Source organism: Streptomyces sp. PA03-3a, assembly GCF_033792735.1.
Taxonomy (GTDB): domain Bacteria; phylum Actinomycetota; class Actinomycetes; order Streptomycetales; family Streptomycetaceae; genus Actinacidiphila.
On the sequence record NZ_JARAVM010000038.1, the window covers coordinates 1 to 21,676 of the forward strand.

The 21,676-nt window shown below is 71.8% G+C and carries 16 protein-coding genes; 15 read left to right on the top strand and 1 reads right to left on the bottom strand.

Going from position 1 to position 21,676, the window contains the following annotated elements:
* The 14 genes from PV342_RS33500 to PV342_RS33565 form a co-directional block, all read left to right on the top strand.
* Window positions 1–2,072 (top strand): peptidoglycan D,D-transpeptidase FtsI family protein (locus tag PV342_RS33500; RefSeq protein WP_500319974.1); only part of this gene is annotated, 2,072 nt, incomplete at its 5' end.
* A 169-nt stretch (window positions 2,073–2,241) separates the two neighbouring features.
* Window positions 2,242–3,837 carry a UDP-N-acetylmuramoyl-L-alanyl-D-glutamate--2,6-diaminopimelate ligase gene (locus PV342_RS33505; RefSeq protein WP_500319976.1) on the top strand — a complete coding sequence of 532 codons (1,596 nt, stop codon included), beginning with the start codon at window positions 2,242–2,244 and terminating at the stop codon, window positions 3,835–3,837.
* Window positions 3,834–5,258, top strand: coding sequence for a UDP-N-acetylmuramoyl-tripeptide--D-alanyl-D-alanine ligase (locus PV342_RS33510; RefSeq protein WP_391577191.1), 1,425 nt, complete (start codon window positions 3,834–3,836; stop codon window positions 5,256–5,258). Before PV342_RS33505 ends, PV342_RS33510 begins: the two co-directional genes overlap by 4 nt.
* Entirely contained in the window at window positions 5,258–6,322 is a 1,065-nt protein-coding gene (gene mraY / locus PV342_RS33515; protein WP_018557111.1) for a phospho-N-acetylmuramoyl-pentapeptide-transferase, read from the top strand. The genes PV342_RS33510 and mraY overlap by 1 nt, the downstream gene beginning before the upstream one ends.
* 80 nt (window positions 6,323–6,402) lie before the next feature.
* On the top strand, window positions 6,403–7,812 hold the full coding sequence (murD, locus tag PV342_RS33520) for a UDP-N-acetylmuramoyl-L-alanine--D-glutamate ligase (RefSeq protein WP_361006054.1): 1,410 nt from the start codon (window positions 6,403–6,405) through the stop codon (window positions 7,810–7,812).
* Between the two features lie 40 nt (window positions 7,813–7,852).
* A complete protein-coding gene (gene ftsW, locus PV342_RS33525) occupies window positions 7,853–9,253 on the top strand; it encodes a putative lipid II flippase FtsW (RefSeq protein ID WP_400803057.1) in 1,401 nt (466 codons plus the stop codon).
* 6 nt (window positions 9,254–9,259) lie between these two features.
* Window positions 9,260–10,351, top strand: a complete 1,092-nt coding sequence (murG, locus tag PV342_RS33530) for an undecaprenyldiphospho-muramoylpentapeptide beta-N-acetylglucosaminyltransferase (RefSeq protein ID WP_018557114.1) — start codon at window positions 9,260–9,262, stop codon at window positions 10,349–10,351.
* A 184-nt stretch (window positions 10,352–10,535) separates the two neighbouring features.
* Window positions 10,536–11,309, top strand: coding sequence for a cell division protein FtsQ/DivIB (locus PV342_RS33535; protein ID WP_400803060.1), 774 nt, complete (start codon window positions 10,536–10,538; stop codon window positions 11,307–11,309).
* Window positions 11,310–11,555: 246 nt separating this feature from the next.
* Entirely contained in the window at window positions 11,556–12,776 is a 1,221-nt protein-coding gene (gene ftsZ, locus PV342_RS33540) for a cell division protein FtsZ (protein WP_361014120.1), read from the top strand.
* A 15-nt stretch (window positions 12,777–12,791) separates the two neighbouring features.
* Complete coding sequence (gene pgeF / locus PV342_RS33545; protein ID WP_386989670.1) at window positions 12,792–13,532, top strand: peptidoglycan editing factor PgeF; 741 nt, start codon at window positions 12,792–12,794, stop codon at window positions 13,530–13,532.
* Entirely contained in the window at window positions 13,504–14,265 is a 762-nt protein-coding gene (locus tag PV342_RS33550; protein WP_500319979.1) for a YggS family pyridoxal phosphate-dependent enzyme, read from the top strand. The genes pgeF and PV342_RS33550 overlap by 29 nt, the downstream gene beginning before the upstream one ends.
* 63 nt (window positions 14,266–14,328) lie before the next feature.
* Window positions 14,329–14,910 (top strand): cell division protein SepF, encoded by a 582-nt coding sequence (locus PV342_RS33555; protein ID WP_018557119.1) that lies wholly within the window; start codon window positions 14,329–14,331, stop codon window positions 14,908–14,910.
* 62 nt (window positions 14,911–14,972) lie between these two features.
* Window positions 14,973–15,263, top strand: coding sequence for a YggT family protein (locus PV342_RS33560; RefSeq protein WP_018557120.1), 291 nt, complete (start codon window positions 14,973–14,975; stop codon window positions 15,261–15,263).
* Between the two features lie 46 nt (window positions 15,264–15,309).
* On the top strand, window positions 15,310–16,545 hold the full coding sequence (locus PV342_RS33565; protein WP_386989295.1) for a DivIVA domain-containing protein: 1,236 nt from the start codon (window positions 15,310–15,312) through the stop codon (window positions 16,543–16,545).
* 269 nt (window positions 16,546–16,814) lie between these two features.
* Here the strand turns inward: PV342_RS33565 and ileS are convergent, their stop codons facing one another.
* Entirely contained in the window at window positions 16,815–19,943 is a 3,129-nt protein-coding gene (ileS, locus tag PV342_RS33570) for an isoleucine--tRNA ligase (RefSeq protein ID WP_400803067.1), read from the bottom strand.
* Between the two features lie 554 nt (window positions 19,944–20,497).
* On the opposite strand from ileS, the gene PV342_RS33575 reads away from it, so the two are divergent.
* Window positions 20,498–21,625, top strand: coding sequence for a TraR/DksA family transcriptional regulator (locus tag PV342_RS33575; protein WP_400803070.1), 1,128 nt, complete (start codon window positions 20,498–20,500; stop codon window positions 21,623–21,625).
* Window positions 21,626–21,676 lie beyond the last annotated feature (51 nt).

The following is a 21,676-nucleotide window of genomic DNA, read 5'->3' on the forward strand; positions in this document are numbered from 1 at the left end:
GCGCCCGGCCGCGCGAGGACGCCGCCCGGGCCGCCCGTGCGACGGGCCGCGACCCGCGCGCCCGCAGGCCCGCCTCCGGCGAGGAGGGACCGGGCACCTCCGGCGTCGCGCACCGCCAGACCTCCGGCGCCCGCAAGCCGGCCGGCGGGCGCGACCGCGACGCCGCCGCCCGGGACCGGGCCGTACGTGCGGCCGTACCGCCGCGGCGCAGGCCCCCGCGCCCGGTCACACCGGCCGGTGCCCCGCTGCTGCGGCTCGGCAGGCCGCGCCCCCGCCTGCGGCTGGTCAGCTTCGCGCTGACCCTGGTGATGCTGACCTTCGTCATCCGGCTCTTCCAGGTGCAGGCCGTGGACGCCGCGACGTACGCCGCCAAGGCCGAGGTCAACCGCAACGTCAAGGTGACCCTCGCCGCCGAGCGCGGGACGATCACCGACCGGAACGGGGTCGACCTGGCCACCACCGTGGACGCGTACGACATCACGGCCGACCCGATGCTCTTCACCCCCGAGTACGCCGAGGCCCAGGACGCCCCGGCACGCGCCGCCGAACTGCTCGCGCCGATCGTCGACGGGGACGAGAAGAAGATCGCGCGGCAGCTCGCCAACTACCCGGGATCGCGCAACGAGATCATCGCCCGGCAGCAGTCGCCGCAGGTCTGGAACCAGATCAAGGACCTGCAGAGCGCGCTCGCCGACCGGGCCGAGAAGGGCGACGGCGTCAACTACCTCGCCGGCGTCTTCCGGCTCCGGCACGCCAAGCGGGTCTACCCCGCGAGCGACCTCGCGGCGGGCGTGGTCGGCTGGGTCAACGCCTCCGGCGCGGGCGGGGGCGGCCTGGAGAGCCGCCTGGACAAGGCGCTCGCGGGAAAGGACGGCACCGTCACCTACGCCCAGTCCAACGGCCGCCGGGTGCCGACGGCCAGCATGCAGGAGCGCGCCGCGGAGCCCGGCACCGACGTGCAGCTGACGCTGGACCGGGACATCCAGTGGGCGGCCCAGCGGGCGATCACCCAGCAGGTGCGGGCGTCCGACGCCGACCGCGGCTATGTGATCGTCCAGGACACCCGCACCGGGCAGGTGCTGGCCATGGCCAACGCTCCCGGTTTTGACCCCAACGACCTGTCCCGGGCGGACCCCACCGCCCTCGGCAACGCCGCCCTGCAGGACGCGTACGAGCCCGGCAGCGTCAGCAAGCTGATGTCCATGGCCGCGGTCCTCGACGAGGGCGTGGCCACCCCGGACACCCACGTCACGGTGCCCGGCACCCTGCCGCGCGCCGACCGGGTCTTCCACGACGACGTGGACCACGGCACCTGGCACCTGACCCTGAACGGCGTGCTCGCCAAGTCCAGCAACATCGGCACGATCCTGGCCGCCGAACAGCTCGGCAAGAACCAGAAGCAGGCGAACCGCGTCCTCTACTCTTATCTGAGGAAATTCGGCATCGGGCGGCCCACGGGGGTCGGGTTCCCCGGAGAGACGCCCGGCATCCTGGCGAGGCCGGACCAGTGGAACGCGTCCCAGCAGTACACCATCCCCTTCGGGCAGGGCCTGTCGCTCAACGCGCTGCAGGCCACCTCGGTCTACTCGACGATCGCCAACGGCGGGGTACGGGTCGAGCCCAGCCTGGTGCGCGGCACGACCGGCCCGGACGGCCGCTTCGTCCCGTCGCAGGAGCCGGCGAAGACCCGGGTGGTCAGCACGAAGACCGCCAGGACGCTCTCCACCATGCTGGAGTCCGTGGTCGGCGACGAGCAGGGCACCGGAACCAAGGCCCGGATCGCCGGGTACCGCGTGGCGGGCAAGACCGGCACGGCCAACCGGGTGGACCCGGAAACGGGCACCTACAGCGGCTACACGGCCTCCTTCATGGGGTTCGCTCCCGCGGACGACCCGCGCCTGACCGTGTCGTGCGTGATCCAGAACCCGACCCGCGGCAGTTATTTCGGTGGTCAGATCTGCGGCCCGGTGTTCAAGCGGGTCATGGAGTTCGCCCTGAAGTCCCTGCAGGTGGCGCCGAGCGGAGCCAAGACCCCGAACCTGCCGGTCGAGTGGGACCCCTCGAAGCCGTGACCGGCGAGCAGGGGAGGAAGGAACGGCGGCCGTGAACCGACACGACCCCACAGCCCCGGGCACGGGCGGTAGCCCCGCGCACGCGGACCGTACCGGAGGAAGCGGCAGGCCGGAAGCCCGGCGAGGGGCTTTTGGCCCGGAGCCCGGCCCGGCGGGTACTCTCACGGCCGTGTCACACGCTGATCAGCCCCCCGGCCCCGAACAGAAGCAGCCGGGCGCACCCCGCCCGGCCCAGGTCCGCCCCGTACCCCCCGCGGAACTGGCCGCGCGGCTGGGCGTGGAACCGTCCGCGCCCGATGCCGCCCCGGTCACCGGGATCACGCACGACTCACGGGCCGTCCGCCGCGGCGACCTGTACGCCGCGCTGCCCGGAGCCCGCTTCCACGGCGCCGACTTCGCGCCGCAGGCGGCCGAACTGGGGGCCGCGGCGATCCTCACCGACCCGGCGGGCGCCGAGCGCGCCGCCGCGACCGGCCTCCCGGTGCTGACGGTCGAGGACCCCAGGTCCCGGATGGGCGACCTCGCCGCCGAGATCTACGGCCGGCCGGGTGGGAGCCTGCTCCAGATCGGGATCACCGGGACCTCCGGCAAGACCACCACCGCCTACCTCATCGAGGGCGGCCTGCGCGCCGTGCACGGTGACAGGACCGGGCTCATCGGCACGGTCGAATCGCGCATCGGCGACGAGCGGCTCAAGAGCGAGCGCACCACCCCCGAGGCCACGGACCTGCAGGCGCTCTTCGCGGTGATGCGCGAGCGCGGCATCGAGGCCCTGGTCATGGAGGTCTCCAGCCACGCCCTGGTGCTGGGACGGGTGGACGGAGCGGTCTTCGACGTCGCCGTCTTCAACAACCTCAGCCCCGAGCACATGGAGTTCCACTCGGGCATGGAGGACTACTTCCAGGCCAAGGCGCAGCTGTTCACCCCGCGCCGCAGCAGGGCCGGGGTGGTCAACATCGACGACGAGTACGGCCGCCGCCTGGTCCGCGAGTCCCAGGTCCCGGTCACCACCTTCTCCGCCGAGGGCCACCCGGACGCCGACTGGCGCGCCGAGCACGTCGTGACCGGGCCGCTGCGCTCCACCTTCACCGTGGCCGGTCCCGGCGGCGTGCGGATCGAGGCCGCCTCGCCCCTTCCCGGGCCCTTCAACGTCGCCAACGCGCTTGCCGCGATCACCGCCCTGGCGGTGGCCGGGATCGACCCGCAGACGGCCGCCCAGGGCGTCGCCGCCGTCCCGGGCGTGCCGGGCCGGCTGGAGCGCGTCGACGCGGGACAGCCGTACCTCGCGGTCGTCGACTACGCACACAAGACCGACGCCGTGGAATCGGTGCTGCGGGCCCTGCGCAAGGTCACCAAGGGCAGCCTGCACATCGTCCTCGGCTGCGGCGGCGACCGCGACGAGACCAAACGCGGCCCGATGGGCGCCGCCGCGGCACGGCTGGCCGACACGGCCGTGCTGACCTCCGACAACCCCCGCTCCGAGGACCCGCTCGCGATCCTCACCGCGATGCTGGCGGGAGCGGCCGGGGTGCCCGCGCACGAGCGGGGTCATGTCGTCGTCGAACCCGACCGGGCGGCGGCCATCGCGACCGCCGTCGCCCTCGCCCGGCCGGACGACACCGTACTGGTGGCCGGCAAGGGCCATGAGCAGGGCCAGGACATCGCCGGAGTGGTACGCCCCTTCGACGACCGACAAGTGCTGCGCGCGGCCATCGAACGGGCCGCCGCCACACCAGCGCAGGAGAAGGACCAGGACCAGCTGTGATCCCACTCACCCTCGCCGAGGTCGCACACGCGGTCGGCGGGAGCACGCACGACATACCGGACCTGACGCTGCCCGTCACCGGGTCCGTCGAGATCGACTCCCGCAAGGTGACGCCGGGCGGCCTGTTCGTCGCTTTCCAGGGCGAGCGCGTGGACGGCCACGACTACGCGAAGCAGGCCGTGGCGTCCGGGGCGGTGGCCGTACTGGCCGCCCGGCCGGTCGGCGTGCCCGCGATCGTCGTGGACGACGTCCAGCTCGCCCTCGGCGCCCTGGCCGCGCACGTCATCGAACGGCTCGGCGCGACCCTCGTGGCGCTGACCGGATCGGCGGGCAAGACCAGCACCAAGGACCTCACCGCACAGGTGCTCAAGCGGCTCGCCCCGACCGTCTGGACACCCGGCTCGCTCAACAACGAGATCGGGCTCCCGCTGACCGCGCTGCGCGCCGACGCCTCCACCCGGCACCTGGTGCTGGAGATGGGCGCCCGCGGCATCGGCCACATCCGCTACCTCACCGAGCTGACCCCGCCGCGCATCGGCGTCGTCCTCAACGTCGGCACCGCCCACATCGGTGAGTTCGGCGGCCGCGAGCAGATCGCCCGGGCCAAGGGCGAGCTGGTCGAGGCGCTGCCGGAGGCCGCCGAAGGCGGCGTCGCCGTGCTGAATGCGGACGATCCCCTCGTACGCGCCATGTCCTCCCGCACCGCGGCGCGCGTCGTGCTGTTCGGCGAGTCCGCCGACGCCGACGTCCGCGCCGAGAACGTCCGCCTCAACGACCGAGGTCAGGCCGTCTTCACGCTCACAACACCTACCGGGTGCAGCGAAGTGACCTTGCGCCTGTACGGTGAGCACCACGTGTCGAACGCGCTTGCCGCGGCCGCCGTTGCCCGTGAACTCGGCATGCCCGTCGAAGAGATCGCCACCGCGCTCTCCGAAGCGGGGACGCTGTCCCGCTGGCGTATGGAGGTCGTCGAACGGCCTGACGGCGTAACGGTCGTGAACGACGCCTACAACGCGAACCCCGAGTCCATGCGAGCCGCCCTGCGCGCGCTCGCGGCCATGGGGCGTGCCGCCGAGGCACGCGGGGGACGCACGTGGGCGGTGCTGGGCGAGATGGCGGAGCTCGGCGGGGAGGCCCTCGCGGAGCACGACGCTGTCGGACGGCTCGCCGTCCGGCTCAACGTCAGCAAGCTCGTGGCAGTCGGCGGCCAGGCGGCCGCCTGGGTGCAAATGGGCGCCTACAACGAGGGTTCGTGGGGTGAGGAGTCGGTGCACGTGTCCGACGCTGAGGCGGCGATCGACCTGTTGCGCAGTGAACTGCGTCCGGGGGACGTCGTGCTGGTGAAGGCATCGAGGGCGGTCGGCCTGGAGCGGGTCGCACTCGCGCTGCTCGACGGCGTCGAGGGCGGGGGCGCTCAGTAATGAACCAGATCCTGGTCTCGGGCGTGCTCGGGCTGTTCCTGTCCCTCATCGGAACCCCGATGCTGATCAAGCTGCTGGCCCGCAAGGGCTACGGGCAGTTCATCCGCGACGACGGCCCGAAGGAGCACCACAGCAAGCGCGGTACGCCCACCATGGGCGGCATCGCCTTCATCCTGGCCACGCTCGTCGCGTACGCACTCACCAAGGTCATCACCTCCGAGCGCCCGACGATCTCCGGCGTGCTGGTGCTCTTCCTCTTCACGGGCCTGGGCGTGGTCGGGTTCCTCGACGACTACATCAAGATCGTCAAGCAGCGCAGCCTCGGTCTGCGGGCCAAGGCGAAGATGGCGGGCCAGCTGATCGTCGGCATCACCTTCGCGGTGCTGTCGCTGCAGTTCGCCGACTCCCGCGGCGTCACCCCGGCCTCCACCCGGCTGTCGTTCACACAGGACTTCGGCTGGTCGCTCGGCCCGGTGATCTTCGTGATCTGGGCGCTGTTCATGATCCTCGCGATGTCGAACGGCGTGAACCTCACCGACGGCCTCGACGGCCTGGCCACCGGCGCCTCGGTGATGGTCTTCGCCTCCTACACCGTCATCGGCGTGTGGCAGTACGGCCAGTCCTGCTCCAACGTCATCACCGCGGGACCGGGCTGCTACGACGTACCGCATCCGCTCGACCTGGCAGTCGTGGCCGCCGCGCTCATGGGCGCCTGCTTCGGTTTCCTGTGGTGGAACACCTCGCCGGCCAAGATCTTCATGGGTGACACCGGCTCCCTCGCGCTCGGCGGAGCCCTGGCCGGTCTGGCCATCTGCTCCCGCACCGAGATGCTGCTGGCGATCCTGGGCGGCCTCTTCGTCCTGATCACCCTCTCCGTGGTCATCCAGGTCGGCTCCTTCCGCCTGACCGGCAAGCGCGTGTTCCGCATGGCGCCGCTGCAGCACCACTTCGAGCTCAAGGGCTGGAGCGAGGTCCTGGTCGTGGTCCGCTTCTGGATCATCCAGGGCATGTGCATGGCCGTCGGTCTCGGTCTCTTCTACGCGGGCTGGGTGGCCGCGCAGTGACCCCTGTCCCCGGGCAGGAACCCGGTCCCCGTCAGGACGGACCTCCGCCGGCCGCCGTCGAGGCGGCCGGGCGGCTCGGCCTGCCGGGCCGCCGGGTCACCGTCGCCGGCCTGGGCGTCTCGGGGGTGCCCGCCGCCAAGGCGCTGCACGCCCTCGGCGCCCGCGTCACGGTCGTCAACGACGGCGACGACGAGCCGGCCCGGGCCCAGGCCGCCGAACTGGAGGCGCTGGGCGTCACCGTGCGGCTCGGGGACGGCCGGACCCTGCCCGAGGGCACCGAACTGATCGTCACCTCGCCGGGCTGGCAGCCCGCCGCCCCACTCTTCACGGCCGCCGAGGCCGCGGGCGTGCCAGTGTGGGGCGACGTGGAGCTGGCCTGGCGGCTGCGCGGCCCCGGGGCCGCGCCCTGGCTCGCCGTCACCGGCACCAACGGCAAGACGACGACCGTGCAGATGCTCGCCTCCATCCTGGCCGCCGCGGGCCTGCGCACCGCCGCGGTCGGCAACATCGGCACGCCGGTCCTGGACGTCGTCCTGTCCGGCGAGGAGTACGACGTCCTCGCCGTCGAGCTGTCCAGCTACCAGCTGCACTGGGCCCCCTCGGTCCGCCCGCACTCGGCCGCGGTCCTCAACCTCGCCCCGGACCACCTCGACTGGCACGGCTCCATGGCCGCCTACGCCGCCGACAAGGGCCGCATCTACGAGGGCAACAAGGTCGCCTGCGTCTACAACCTCGCCGACCCGGCCACCGAGGCGCTGGTGCGCGAGGCCGACGTCGAGGAGGGCTGCCGCGCGATCGGCTTCGGCCTGGGCAGCCCGCGGCCCTCGGAGCTCGGCGTCGTCGACGGCATCCTGGTCGACCGGGCCTTCGCGCCCGAGCGGCACAAGAACGCGCAGGAGCTGGCCGAGGTCTCCGACGTCCACCCGCCGGCGCCGCACAACATCGCCAACGCCCTGGCGGCGGCCGCCCTCGCCCGCGCGTTCGGGGTCCCGCCGGCCGCGGTCCGGGACGGCCTGCGCGCCTTCCGGCCGGACGCACACCGCATCGCCCACGTGGACCGGATCGACGACGTGGACTACGTCGACGACTCCAAGGCCACCAACACCCACGCCGCCGAGGCCTCCCTCGCCGCGTACGAGCACATCGTCTGGATCGGCGGCGGCCTCGCCAAGGGCGCCGCCTTCGACGAGATGGTCAAGGCCGCGGCCAAGAGGCTGCGCGGCGCCGTGCTGATGGGGGCCGACCGCGCCCTCATCCGTGAAGCGCTCGCGCGACACGCCCCCGAGGTCCCGGTCGTCGACCTCGACCGCACCGACACTGGGGCGATGGCGGCGGCCGTCCACGCCGCGCGGGACCTCGCCCACCCGGGGGACACGGTGCTCCTGGCACCGGCCTGCGCCTCGATGGACATGTTCGCGAACTACAAGGCTCGCGGAAACGCCTTCGCGGAGGCCGTACGGGATCTGCGGGCGCCCGGCGCCGGGCAGTAGCCGGAGCCGCTCCGGCCCGCACCGCGACCTAGGAGGGGACATGACGGCAGCCGACCACGGTGACGCCTCCGGTTCTCGTTCCCGCAACGCCCTGAGGGCGCCCGCCCGCCCCCCGCGGGCGGCGCCGCCCCGCCCCGGGGCCGCGGCCCGCGGGGCGCGTACGCCCGGCGGCAAGGCGCCGCGGGGCAGCGTGCTGCGCGGCGCCAGGGTCGTCCTGGACCGCGCCATGCGGGCCTGGGACCGCCCGCTGACCGCCTACTACGTCATCCTGGGCAGCAGCCTGCTGATCACCGTGCTCGGCCTGGTGATGGTCTTCTCCGCCTCGCAGATCAAGGCGCTGGAGGACGGACTGCCGTCCACGTACTACTTCCGCAAGCAGCTTTTCGCCGCCGTGCTCGGCACCGGCCTGCTCGTCGCGGCCACGCGGGTGCCGGTGAGGCTGCACCGCGCGCTTTCCTACCCGCTGCTCGTCGGCTCGGTGTTCCTCATGATCCTGGTCCAGGTGCCGGGGATAGGGCAGTCGGTCAACGGCAACCAGAACTGGCTCTACCTCGGCGGCCCGTTCCAGTTGCAGCCCAGCGAGTTCGGCAAGCTCGCGCTCGTGCTGTGGGGCGCGGACCTGCTGGCCCGCAAGGAGGACCTGAAGCTCCTCGTCCAGTGGAAGCACCTGCTGATCCCGCTGGTGCCGATGGCGTTCCTGCTGCTCGGCCTGATCATGCTCGGCGGTGACATGGGCACCGCGATCATCCTCACCGCGATCCTGTTCGGGCTGCTGTGGATCGCCGGTGCCCCCACCCGGCTGTTCGCGGGGGTGCTGGGCGTGGCAGGCGTGATCGGTTTCCTGCTGATCAAGACCAGCGGCAACCGCATGGAGCGACTGGCGTGCATCGGCGCCACTGAGATCACTCCCAGTGGCGACTGCTGGCAGGCGGTGCACGGGATCTACGCCCTCGCCTCGGGCGGATGGTTCGGCTCCGGGCTCGGTGCGAGCGTGGAGAAATGGGGCCAATTGCCCGAACCGCACAACGACTTCATCTTCGCCGTGACCGGGGAGGAACTGGGGTTGGCGGGCACGCTGTCGGTGCTCGCACTCTTCGCGGCTCTAGGCTATGCGGGTATCCGCGTGGCCGGTCGAACGGAGGACTCCTTCGTCAGGTTTGCCGCGGGAGGCGTGACGACGTGGATCACGGCGCAGTTCGTGGTCAACATCGGCGCGGTGCTCGGCCTGCTGCCGATCGCCGGAGTCCCGCTCCCGCTGTTCTCCTACGGAGGCTCGGCCCTCCTGCCGACCATGTTCGCGATCGGGCTGCTCATCTCCTTCGCGAGGAGCGAGCCCGGCGCGCGAGCGGCGCTCAACGCGCGGGGGCCCGGCTACTGGCCGGGGGCAATGACACGGACGATGAGGCGGTTCGTCAGACGGCGACCGTCCGGAGAGCGGTGAATTTCGGTGCATGTCGTACTCGCCGGTGGGGGGACCGCCGGCCACATCGAGCCCGCGCTCGCGCTCGCCGACGCCCTGCGCAGGCAGGACCCGACCGTGGGGATCACGGCACTCGGCACCGAGCGGGGTCTGGAGACCCGTCTCGTGCCCGAACGCGGCTACGATCTGGCGCTCATCCCCGCGGTCCCGCTGCCGCGCAAGCCCACCCCCGAGCTGATCACCGTCCCAGGGCGGCTGCGCGGCACCATCAAGGCCGCCGAGCAGATCCTGGAGCGCACCAAGGCCGACGCGCTCGTCGGCTTCGGCGGCTACGTCGCCCTGCCCGGCTACCTGGCCGCCAAGCGGCTCGGCGTGCCGATCGTGGTGCACGAGGCCAACGCGCGTCCGGGCCTCGCCAACAAGATCGGCTCCCGCTACACCAGCTTCGTGGCCGTGAGCACCCCGGACAGCAAGCTCCGGCACTCCCGCTACGTCGGCATCCCGCTGCGCCGGTCCATCGCGACCCTCGACCGCGCCGCGGTCCGCGCCGAGGCGCGTGCCGCCTTCGGTCTCGACCCGACCCTGCCGACGCTGCTGGTCTCCGGCGGCTCCCAGGGCGCCCGGCGGCTCAACGAGGTGATCGCCTCCGTAGCCCCGCGCCTGCAGCAGTCCGGCGTCCAGATCCTGCACGCCGTCGGCCCGAAGAACGAGCTCCCGCACGCGGACAACATGCCCGGCATGCCGCAGTACATCCCGGTCCCCTACCTGGACCGGATGGACCTCGCCTACGCCGCCGCCGACATGATGCTCTGCCGGGCCGGCGCCATGACCGTCGCCGAGCTCTCGGCCGTGGGCCTGCCGGCCGCGTACGTCCCGCTGCCGATCGGCAACGGCGAGCAGCGGCTGAACGCGCAGCCGGTCGTCAAGGCGGGCGGCGGCGTCATCGTCGACGACGCCGACCTGAGCGCGGACTGGGTGCTCGGCAACGTGCTCCCGGTCCTGACCGATCCGCACCGCCTGTACGAAATGTCGCGCGCGGCCGCCGAGTTCGGCCGCCCCCATGCCGACGAGCTGCTCGTCGGCATGGTCCACGAGGCGATCGCCGCCCGCCGCGGCTGACCCCCGGTGCCGGCCGGGCACCTCCGGCACCCCCCGCGCACGGCGCCGGGGGTGCCCCGTGCTCCGTTGGGGTCACGGGGGAGCGGGCCCGGCCCGCCGGGCGGCGCGCGGCCGCCCGGCCACCCAGTACGACGACTAGCCTGCCCGGAAGCGGAAGGCAGTTCCGACGACACCGGAGGCGAACGTGGCCGTACCGACGACCGTCGAGGCGGCCGGCGACCAGGACGGCGGGACCGGACTCCCGCCGCGGCGGAGCCGGCGCCTCATCGTCCTGACGGCGCTCGTCGCAGCCACCGTGCTGGGCGGCACCGGGACCTGGCTGCTGTACGGCTCCGCGTGGCTGCGCGCGACCCAGGTCCGCGTGACGGGCACCGAGGTGCTCCACCCCGACGAGGTCCGCGACGCCGCGCAGGTCCCGCTCAACGGGCCGCTGGTTTCCGTGGACACCGATGTGATCGCCCGCCGGCTGAAGGACCGGCTGCCGCGCATCTCCACGGTGGAAGTGGAGCGTTCGTGGCCGCACGCGATCACACTGAAAGTGACGGAGCGAACTCCCGCCGCCCTGGTGAAAGGTGACGGGTACTTCGCCGAAGTGGACGCGGACGGCTTCCGGTTCGACGAGCGGGACACTCCTCTGAAGGGTGTGCCCATCATCGAATTGCGCCCCGACCGCGACTCCGCGAGCTATCGACTTTTCGGTACAAAACGGCTATTGGCGGCGGCTGTTCGAGTCGCGGCGGACCTGCCGAAGGTCGCATACCGGGACGCGCAGCTCATCGAGGTGCGCTCATATGATGACATTACGGTCGAACTGACGGGTGGGCGCGCGGTGATGTGGGGGAGCGCGGATCAAGGGGCGGAGAAAGCGGTCGCTCTCGCCGCCCTGATGAAAGTCGAGCGGCATGCCGAGTTCTTCGACGTGAGCGCCCCAACATCCCCTGCCGCATCGGACGGTTGACGTCCCAGCCTTGTGTTCGACACCCTGGTTGGTCCGGCTCTGGCGTGATCACATAGGGTCAAAAGAAAAACGGGAGGTTCGGCGTGTTCGTTGAACGCGAACCGCTTGTCGATTTAGTGTCCTGTCCCAAAGACAGTGCGGGACAGACATACTGGTAACCCTAAACCTCAGGGTTAGGGTTCGGATCGGCCGGCCTTCCCGACCGTCCCCACAGGTATACGTAACTCGAGGCGAGAGGCCTTCGACGTGGCAGCACCGCAGAACTACCTCGCAGTCATCAAGGTCGTCGGCATCGGCGGCGGTGGCGTGAACGCCATCAACAGGATGATCGAGGTCGGTCTCAAGGGCGTCGAGTTCATCGCGATCAACACCGATGCACAGGCCCTGCTCATGAGCGACGCCGACGTCAAGCTGGACGTCGGCCGGGAGCTCACTCGTGGACTCGGCGCCGGCGCCAACCCCGATGTCGGCCGCAAGGCCGCCGAGGACCACCGCGAGGAGATCGAAGAGGTGCTCAAGGGCGCCGACATGGTCTTCGTCACCGCGGGCGAGGGCGGCGGCACCGGCACCGGCGGGGCGCCCGTGGTCGCCAACATCGCCCGCTCGCTGGGTGCCCTGACCATCGGTGTGGTCACCCGCCCGTTCACCTTCGAGGGCCGCCGCCGGGCCAACCAGGCCGAGGACGGCATCGCCGGGCTGCGCGACGAGGTCGACACCCTCATCGTGATCCCCAACGACCGCCTCCTGTCGATCTCCGACCGCCAGGTGAGCGTGCTGGACGCCTTCCGCTCCGCGGACCAGGTACTCCTCTCCGGTGTCCAGGGCATCACCGACCTGATCACCACCCCCGGTCTGATCAACCTCGACTTCGCCGACGTGAAGTCCGTGATGTCCGAGGCGGGTTCGGCCCTCATGGGCATCGGCTCGGCCCGCGGGGACGACCGCGCGGTCGCCGCCGCCGAGATGGCGATCTCCTCGCCGCTGCTGGAGGCGTCCATCGACGGCGCCCGGGGCGTGCTGCTCTCCATCTCCGGTGGTTCGGACCTCGGTCTGTTCGAGATCAACGAGTCCGCCCAGCTGGTCAGCGAGGCGGCGCACCCCGAGGCCAACATCATCTTCGGTGCGGTCATCGACGACGCCCTGGGCGACGAGGTCCGGGTCACCGTCATCGCGGCCGGCTTCGACGGCGGGCAGCCGCCGACCCGCAACCGCGACAAGGTGCTCGGCTCGTACTCCTCCCGCGAGGAGAACTCCTCCCCGGCGCCGTCCCGTCCGGCCGCCCAGCCCGCCGAGCCGGCCCGCCCGGCCTTCAGCGGCCTGGGCAGTGTCACGCAGCGTGAAGAGGAGCCGAAGCCCGAGCCGGTGGCCGAGGTCCCGGCCCAGCCGATCGCCCCGCAGGTTCCCCCGGCGCGTCCCTACCAGGACACCGCAGCCGAGGAACTCGACGTACCCGACTTCCTGAAGTAAGCACAGCCACACGTGATAACGCTCAGCCAAGCACGTCCGGGCGGCGCCCATTTCGCCTTCACCGACAGGTGGGGCGGGGTGAGCGCCGCTCCGTACGACAGCCTCAACCTCGGCGGCGCCGTCGGTGACGACCCGGCCGCCGTCCTTTCCAATCGCGAGGCCGCCGCACGCGGTCTGGGCCTCGACCCCGCCCGCGTGGTGTGGATGAACCAGGTGCACGGCAACGACGTCGCCGTCGTCGCCGCCCCCTGGGCCGACGGCCGGGTCCCCGAGGTGGACGCTGTCGTCACCACCCGGCCCGGACTCGCCCTCGCGGTGCTGACCGCCGACTGCGTCCCGGTCCTGATGGCCGACGCGCACGCCGGAGTGGTGGCCGCGGCCCACGCCGGCCGCCCGGGTCTGCTGGCCGGGGTCGTCCCCGCCGCGGTCGAGGCCATGGTCGGTCTCGGCGCCCGCGCGGAGCGGATCACCGCGATCACCGGTCCCTCGGTCTGCGGCTCCTGCTACGAGGTCCCCGAGCCGATGCGCGACGAGGTGGCCGCCGCCGTCCCCGAGGCCCGCGCCTCCACCAGCTGGGGCACCCCCTCCCTGGACATCGCCACCGGAGTGCACGCCCAACTCGCCCGACTGGGTGTGCCGATGGGTGAGAAATCCCATATTTGTACGATGGAGTCCGGAGACCACTTCTCGTACCGCCGCGAGCGGACCACCGGACGGCTCGCGGGATATGTCTGGCTGGACGGACCGAGTGACTGACCGTACGCAAGAGCGAAGGGCCGAGCTGGCCGGGAACCTGGCCGCGGTAGAGGAGCGCATCGCGGCGGCCTGCGAGGCGGCCGGCCGGGCGCGGGACGAAGTGACCTTGATCGTGGTCACCAAGACCTACCCGGCGAGCGACGTGCGGATCCTGTCGGAGCTCGGTGTCCGCGAGGTGGCGGAGAACCGCGACCAGGACGCCGCCCCCAAGGCCGAGGCCTGCGCCGACCTGCCGTTGACCTGGCACTTCGTGGGCCAGCTGCAGACCAACAAGGTGCGCTCGGTGGTGCGGTACGCGGACCTCGTGCACTCGGTCGACCGCCTCCGGTTGGTCGACGCGCTCTCGGCGGCCGTCATGAAGTCCGAGCGGGCCGACCGCGAGCTCGGCTGTCTGCTCCAGGTCGCGCTGGACGCCGAGTCCGGGGCGGCGGGCTCCCGCGGCGGAATCGCACCCGATGCCGTCGAAGGGATCGCCGAAGCCGTCGCGACCGCCCCCGGGCTCCGCCTTGACGGACTGATGACGGTCGCGCCGCTGGCGGGGCCGTACGCGGGTCAACCCCGCGCCGCCTTCGATCGGCTGGCGGAAATCGCATCCTGCCTGCGCGCCGCGCATCCGGCTGCGAACATGGTCTCGGCAGGGATGAGCGCGGACCTCGAAGAGGCCATCGCCGCCGGTGCGACACACGTACGCATCGGTAGCGCGGTACTCGGAGTCCGGACCGGGCTCGGGTAACGTCACCAAACAAGTCGGACCACACAAAAAATATGGTCTTTCCCCGCTGAGAGGACGCAGAGCATGGCCGGCGCGATGCGCAAGATGGCGGTCTACCTCGGCCTCGTGGAGGACGACGGGTACGACGGCCCGGGATTCGACCCCGACGACGAGTTCGAACCCGAACCCGAGCCGGAGCGCTCCCGCCGACCGCACCAGTCCCACCAGCCACCACATCAGACACAACCGGAGGAACCGGCACGCATCGTGCATGCTCCGGCCCCCCGGGAACCCCGGATCGCCGCAGTGGCATCCATCACACAAGAACGCCATAGCCTGGAGAAGAACGCGCCGGTGATCATGCCCAAGGTCGTGTCGGAACGAGAGCCGTACCGGATCACGACACTCCACCCCCGGACGTACAACGAAGCCCGTACGATCGGGGAACACTTCCGTGAAGGCACTCCGGTGATCATGAATCTGACGGAGATGGACGACACGGACGCGAAGCGACTTGTCGACTTTGCCGCCGGACTGGTCTTCGGGCTGCACGGCAGCATCGAGCGGGTGACGCAGAAGGTGTTTCTGCTGTCGCCTGCTAACGTCGATGTCACGGCGGAGGACAAGGCCCGCATCGCCGAAGGCGGGTTCTTCAATCAGAGCTGAGATACGCAACCGTACGAAACCGGCCGTGAGGCCCATGAACAGGCAGGGGAGAGGGCAGCGCGATGGACATCGCACTCCAGGTGCTGTGGATCGCGCTGATGTGCTTCCTGCTTGTCCTGATCTTCCGGTTGGTGATGGACTATGTTTTCCAGTTCGCTCGATCGTGGCAGCCTGGGAAGCCCATGGTGGTCGTCCTGGAGGCCACCTACACTGTCACCGATCCGCCACTCAAGCTTCTGCGGCGGTTCATCCCGCCGCTGCGCCTCGGGGGCGTGGCGCTCGACCTGTCCTTCTTCGTATTGATGATCATCGTGTACATCCTGCTCACCGTCGTAGGGGGCTTGCGAGGATGACCGATGCGGGCTCCCGATATGTCGACGATCACGTTGAGGTGAAGAGATGCCACTGACCCCCGAGGACGTGCGGAACAAGCAGTTCACAACCGTCCGCCTCCGAGAAGGCTATGACGAGGACGAGGTGGACGCCTTCCTCGACGAGGTCGAGGCGGAACTGACCCGACTGCTCCGCGAGAACGAGGACCTGCGCGCCAAGCTGGCCGCGGCGACCCGTGCCGCCGCCCAGAACCAGCAGCAGGGCATGCGCAAGCCCGAGCCGCAGGACGGCCGCGGTCCCGGGGCTCCCGTGCCCGCCGCCATATCCGGACCGCAGCCGGTGCCGCCCCAGCAGATGGGCGGCCCCGGTCCCCAGGGACCCGGCAGTGGCCTCGCCCTGCCCGCCGGGCCCAGTGCTCAGCAGGGCCCCGGTCCGATGGGCCAGGGTCCGATGCAGGGCGGCCCCATGGGCCAGGGCCCCATGGGTCAAGGTCCGATGGGCCAGGGCCCGATGCAGGGCGGCCCCATGGGCCAGGGCCCGATGGGTCAAGGTCCGATGGGCCAGATGCAGGGCGGTCCCATGGGCCAGGGCCCGATGGGACAGCAGCACCCCATGCAGGGTGGTCACCCGATGCAGCAGCAGGGCCCCGGTGGCGACAGCGCCGCCCGTGTGCTCTCGCTCGCCCAGCAGACGGCCGACCAGGCGATCGCCGAGGCGCGTGCCGAGGCGAACAAGATCGTCGGCGAGGCCCGCAGCCGCGCCGAGGGCCTGGAGCGCGACGCCCGCGCCAAGGCGGACGCGCTTGAGCGGGACGCGCAGGAGAAGCACCGCGTGGCCATGGGCTCCCTGGAGTCCGCCCGCGCCACGCTGGAGCGCAAGGTCGAGGACCTGCGCGGCTTCGAGCGCGAGTACCGCACCCGCCTGAAGTCGTACCTGGAGAGCCAGCTGCGTCAGCTGGAGAACCAGGCCGACGACTCGCTCGCCCCGCCGCGCACCCCCGCGGCCGCCTCCCTCTCCTCCGGTTCCGGAGGAATGGGCGGCACCATGGGCGGCGGCGGCATGGGCGGCACGATGGGCGGCGGCATGGCCACGGCCGGTGCCGGCACCATGGGTGGCAACCAGGGCTACGGCGGCCAGGGCATGGGCGGCGTCGGCGGGCAGAACCCGACGTACGGCGGCCAGCAGCAGATGTCGCCGGCCATGACGCAGCCGATGGCACCGGTGCGGCCCCAGGGGCCGGCGCCGCTGCAGCAGGCGCCGACGCCGATGCGTGGGTTCCTGATCGACGAGGACGACAACTAGTCGTCTGCGTGGTCGCTTGCGACTGCGGCACCACAGGGCCGGGCCCCCAGGGAATCGCTTCCCTCGGGGGCCCGGCCCTTTCGCGCCCGACCCCGGGTGGTTGTGAGCGAGTGCCTTGCGCCTTCGGTCCGGGGTGCGCCTTGCGGCCGGTGGTTGTGTGCGGGTCCGTTTGCGCCTGCGGCGGGCGTCCACCCGCACACAACGACGGCCCCCCCGCCCACGGGAAACGTGGGCGAGGGGCCGTCGCGCGGTGCACGACCCCGGAGGGGTCAGCGCTTGCGGAGGTGGAACGTGAGCCCGAGTGCCTCGTCCGTGAAGGCGGGACCGTACCCCTCCTCCGGGGCGCCGGAGGCGAAGTCCGTCGCGAGGACCTCGTCCGCGACGAGCCGCGCGTGCTCCGCGAGCGCCTCCGCCAGTTCCGCGTCGGCGGCGGCCCAGCGCAGCGCGATGCGGTCCGCGACGTCCAGGCCGCTGTTCTTGCGGGCCTCCTGGACGAGCCGGATGACGTCGCGGGCCAGGCCCGCCCGGCGCAGCTCCGGGGTGATCTCGAGGTCGAGCGCCACGGTCGCGCCGGAGTCGGACGCGACGGACCAGCCCTCGCGCGGGGTCTCCGTGATGATCACTTCCTCCGCGGAGAGGGCGACCGGCTCGCCGTCCACGACCACGGACGCGTTGCCCTCGCGCAGCGCCAGGGACAGCGCCGCCGCGTCGCACTCGGCGACGGCCTTGGCGACGGCCTGGACGCCCTTGCCGAAGCGCTTGCCGAGGGCGCGGAAGTTGGCCTTGGCCGTGGTGTCGACCAGGGAGCCGCCGACCTCGCTCAGGGACGCCAGGGAGGCGACGTTGAGCTCCTCGGCGATCTGCGCCCGCAGTTCCTCGCCCAGCGCCTCGAAGCCCGAGGCGGCCACCAGGGCCCGCGAGAGGGGCTGGCGGGTCTTGACCCCGGACTCGGCACGCGTGGCGCGGCCCAGCTCCACCAGGCGGCGTACGAGGGCCATCTGCTCGGACAGGACGGGGTCGACCAGCGCCTCGTCCACCGCGGGCCAGCTCGCCAGGTGCACCGAGCCGGGGGCGCCCGGGGTGACCGGGACGACCAGGTCCTGCCAGACGCGTTCGGTGATGAACGGCACCAGCGGCGCCATCAGCCGGGTCACCGTCTCGACGACGTCGTGCAGGGTGCGCAGCGCCGCCTTGTCGCCCTGCCAGAAGCGGCGGCGGGAGCGGCGCACGTACCAGTTGGACAGGTCGTCGACGAAGGACGAGAGCAGCTTGCCCGCGCGCTGGGTGTCGTAGGACTCCAGGGCGTCGGTGACGTCCCGTACCAGCGTGCCCAGTTCGCCCAGCAGCCAGCGGTCCAGCAGCGGTCGGTCGGCCGGGGCCGGGTCGGCCTCGCTCGGGGCCCAGCCGGAGGTGCGGGCGTACAGGGCCTGGAAGGCGACCGTGTTCCAGTACGTCAGGAGGGTCTTGCGGACGACCTCCTGGATCGTTCCGTGGCCGACCCGGCGGGCGGCCCAGGGCGAGCCGCCGGCCGCCATGAACCAGCGCACCGCGTCGGCGCCGTGCTGGTCCATCAGCGGGATGGGCTGGAGGATGTTGCCCAGGTGCTTGGACATCTTCCGGCCGTCCTCGGCGAGGATGTGGCCCAGGCAGACCACGTTCTCGTACGCGTTCCGGTCGAAGACGAGGGTGCCGACCGCCATCAGCGTGTAGAACCAGCCGCGGGTCTGGTCGATCGCCTCGGAGATGAACTGCGCAGGGTAGGTGCCCTCGAAGAGCTCCTTGTTCCGGTACGGGTAGCCCCACTGCGCGAACGGCATGGAGCCCGAGTCGTACCAGGCGTCGATGACCTCGGGCACGCGCACGGCCGTGGCGGAGCACTGCGGGCACCCGAAGGTGACGTCGTCGATGAAGGGGCGGTGCGGGTCCAGGCCGGTCTGGTCGGCGCCGGTCAGCTCCGACAGCTCGGCCAGCGAGCCGACGCAGGTGAGGTGGCCCTCCTCGCAGCGCCAGATGGGCAGCGGCGTGCCCCAGTAGCGGTTGCGGGACAGCGCCCAGTCGATGTTGTTGTTCAGCCAGTCGCCGAAGCGGCCGTGCTTGACCGCCTCCGGGTACCAGTTGGTGCGCTCGTTCTCGCGGAGCAGGGCGTCCTTGACCGCGGTCGTGCGGATGTACCAGGACGGCTGCGCGTAGTAGAGCAGCGCGGTGTGGCAGCGCCAGCAGTGCGGGTAGCTGTGCTCGTACGGCAGGTGGCGGAAGAGCAGCCCGCGCGCCTGGAGGTCGTCGACCAGGGCCTCGTCGGCCTTCTTGAAGAACTGGCCGCCGACCAGCTCCAGGTCCTCCTCGAAGGTGCCGTCGGGGCGCACCGGGTTGACCACGGGCAGCCCGTAGGCGCGGCAGGTCCTGAGGTCGTCCTCACCGAAGGCGGGCGCCTGGTGGACCAGGCCGGTGCCGTCCTCGGTCGTGACGTACTCGGCGTTGACGACGAAGTGCGCGCCCTCCAACTCGACCAGGTCGAAGGGGCGCTGGTACGTCCAGCGCTCCATCTCGCGGCCGGTGAAGCTCTGGCCGGTGGCCTCCCAGCCTTCGCCGAGCGCCTTGCCGAGCAGCGGCTCGGCGACGACCAGCTTCTCCCGGCCGTCCGTGGCGACGACGTAGGTGACGTCGGGGTGGGCGGCGACCGCGGTGTTGGAGACGAGCGTCCAGGGGGTGGTCGTCCACACCAGGAGCGCGGCCTCGCCCGCGAGCGGGCCGGAGGTGAGCGGGAAGCGCACGTACACCGAGGGGTCGACCACGGTCTCGTAGCCCTGCGCCAGCTCGTGGTCGGACAGGCCGGTGCCGCAGCGCGGGCACCAGGGCGCGACGCGGTGGTCCTGGACCAGCAGGCCCTTGTCGAAGATCTGCTTGAGCGACCACCAGACGGACTCGATGTACTCCGGGTCCATCGTCCGGTAGGCGTCGTCGAGGTCGACCCAGTACCCCATGCGGGTGGTCAGCTCGGCGAAGGCGTCGGTGTGCCGGGTGACGGACGCGCGGCACATGGCGTTGAACTCGGCGATGCCGTACGCCTCGATGTCCTTCTTGCCGGAGAAGCCCAGCTCCTTCTCGACGGCGAGCTCGACCGGAAGGCCATGGCAGTCCCAGCCGGCCTTGCGGGTCACGTGGTGGCCCTGCATCGTCTTGAAGCGCGGGAAGACGTCCTTGAAGACGCGGGCCTCGATGTGGTGCGCGCCCGGCATGCCGTTGGCGGTCGGCGGGCCCTCGTAGAAGACCCACTCCGGCTTGCCCTCGGTCTGCTCCAGCGAGCGGGCGAAGACCTTGTTCTCCTGCCAGAACGCGAGCACCTCGTGCTCCAGCGCGGGCAGGTCGACCTGGGCGGGGACCTGGCGGTACTGCGTCATCGGATCTGCCTCCGGCGGACACGTTCGCGTGCGTATTCCGTCAGAGGGACGAGAGCGCCTGCTGTGAGTGCTCCCGCGGTACCACCCTCCTTGGCCGCGGACGGGCCCCTGGGGGCTCCTCCGCAACCCCCTCATTGGGGTCGCGCTGCCGGCTCTACTCGCCCTCGCGGGCTTTCTTCCGGCGGCTCCGGGGTGATCTTCACGTCGCGCACACCCCCGGGCTTCCACCGTCCCCGGGTCGCTATGGGCTGCGTGCGGCGCTACTCGTCCCCTTCCACGCCTTTCGCTCCGCCCAGTGTAAGGGGCCGCGGGGCGCGGTGTCGGCCGGGTTTCCGCGGGGGGCCGGTGTGACCCTAATGGCCCGGTCCGCACCCTGTTACCCGTTGGTACCTGAATACCTCGCGGAGAGCTGGGCACAACGGATGCAGACCTGCCTCCCGACCCGGCACGGCAGGCGGATCAGGCGGCGTGCCCCGTTGCCGCGGGTCCGGAGCCGATTTATCGTTCCGGCACGATTCGCGGCCAAGATCGCAATATGTGAAGGGGCCCCGGCCATGGTGGGGAAGAAGACCACCGTCACGAAGAAGACGACGGCGAAGAAGACGGCACCGGCGGCCGCCTCCGCGGCCCGCACGCATGCCGCGCCCGCCGCGCGGAAGGCGGCGGCCAAGCGCCCGGCCGCGCCCGCTCGCAGGAAGGCCCCCGCGGCGGGCGAGGGAACGGCCGAGGGGAAGCGGAGCACCGCGAGGAAGGCCGCGGCCGGGAAGAAGGCGCCCGCGAAGAAGGCTGTCGTACGCAAGGCGGCACCCGCCGCGAAGAAGGCCGCGGCGCCCGCCGCGGGGAAGACCGCGGCCAAGGCCGCAGGAAAGAAGGCGGCCGTGGCGGAGGAGACGACGAAGGCGGCGTCCACACGCAAGACCACGGGACGTACGGCGAGCAGGACCGCGCCGCCCGCCAAGAAGGCGGTGACGGCGGCGGAGAAGCCCGCGAAGGCGCCGGCCGCGGCCAAGAAGGCCGCGCCGGCGAAGAAGGCCGCGAAGACGGCCAAGACCGCCACCGCCAGGACCACCGGCACCACCGGCACCACCAAGACCGCCAGGAGCGCCGGTACGGCCGCTGCGGCCGCACCCGCGAAGACCACGAAGACCACGAAGACCGCGAAGGCCACGAAGACGGGAGCCAAAAAGGTGGCAGCGAAGAAGACGGCGGCCGGTACGGCCGCGGCAGGGGCGTCCGCCTCCGCGGTCCCCACGGCCCGCATCGCCGAGGCGGCGGGTGCCGTCGCCGCGGGCGACCTGGCCGTACGGCCGGACGAGGAGCCGTGGTCCGAGGCGGAGGTGGAGGCGGCGCGCACCGAGCTGCTGGCCGAGATGGACCGGCTGCGGTCCGAGATCACCACCTCGGAGGACGCCATCACCGGGCTGCTGCGCGACTCGGGCGACGGTGCCGGTGACGACCAGGCCGACACCGGCACCAAGAACATCACGCGCGAGCACGAGATGGCCCTGACCGCCAACGCCCGCGAGATGCTCGCGCAGACCGGGCACGCGCTGGAGCGGCTGGACTCCGGCACGTACGGGCTCTGCGAGTCCTGCGGCAAGCCGATCGGCAAGGCGAGGATGCAGGCCTTCCCCCGTGCGACGCTCTGCGTGGACTGCAAGCAGCGCCAGGAACGCCACTGACCGCCGGTCGCCGGCCGCGGGGCACCGGGCGCGGAAACGGGGAATCGCGGG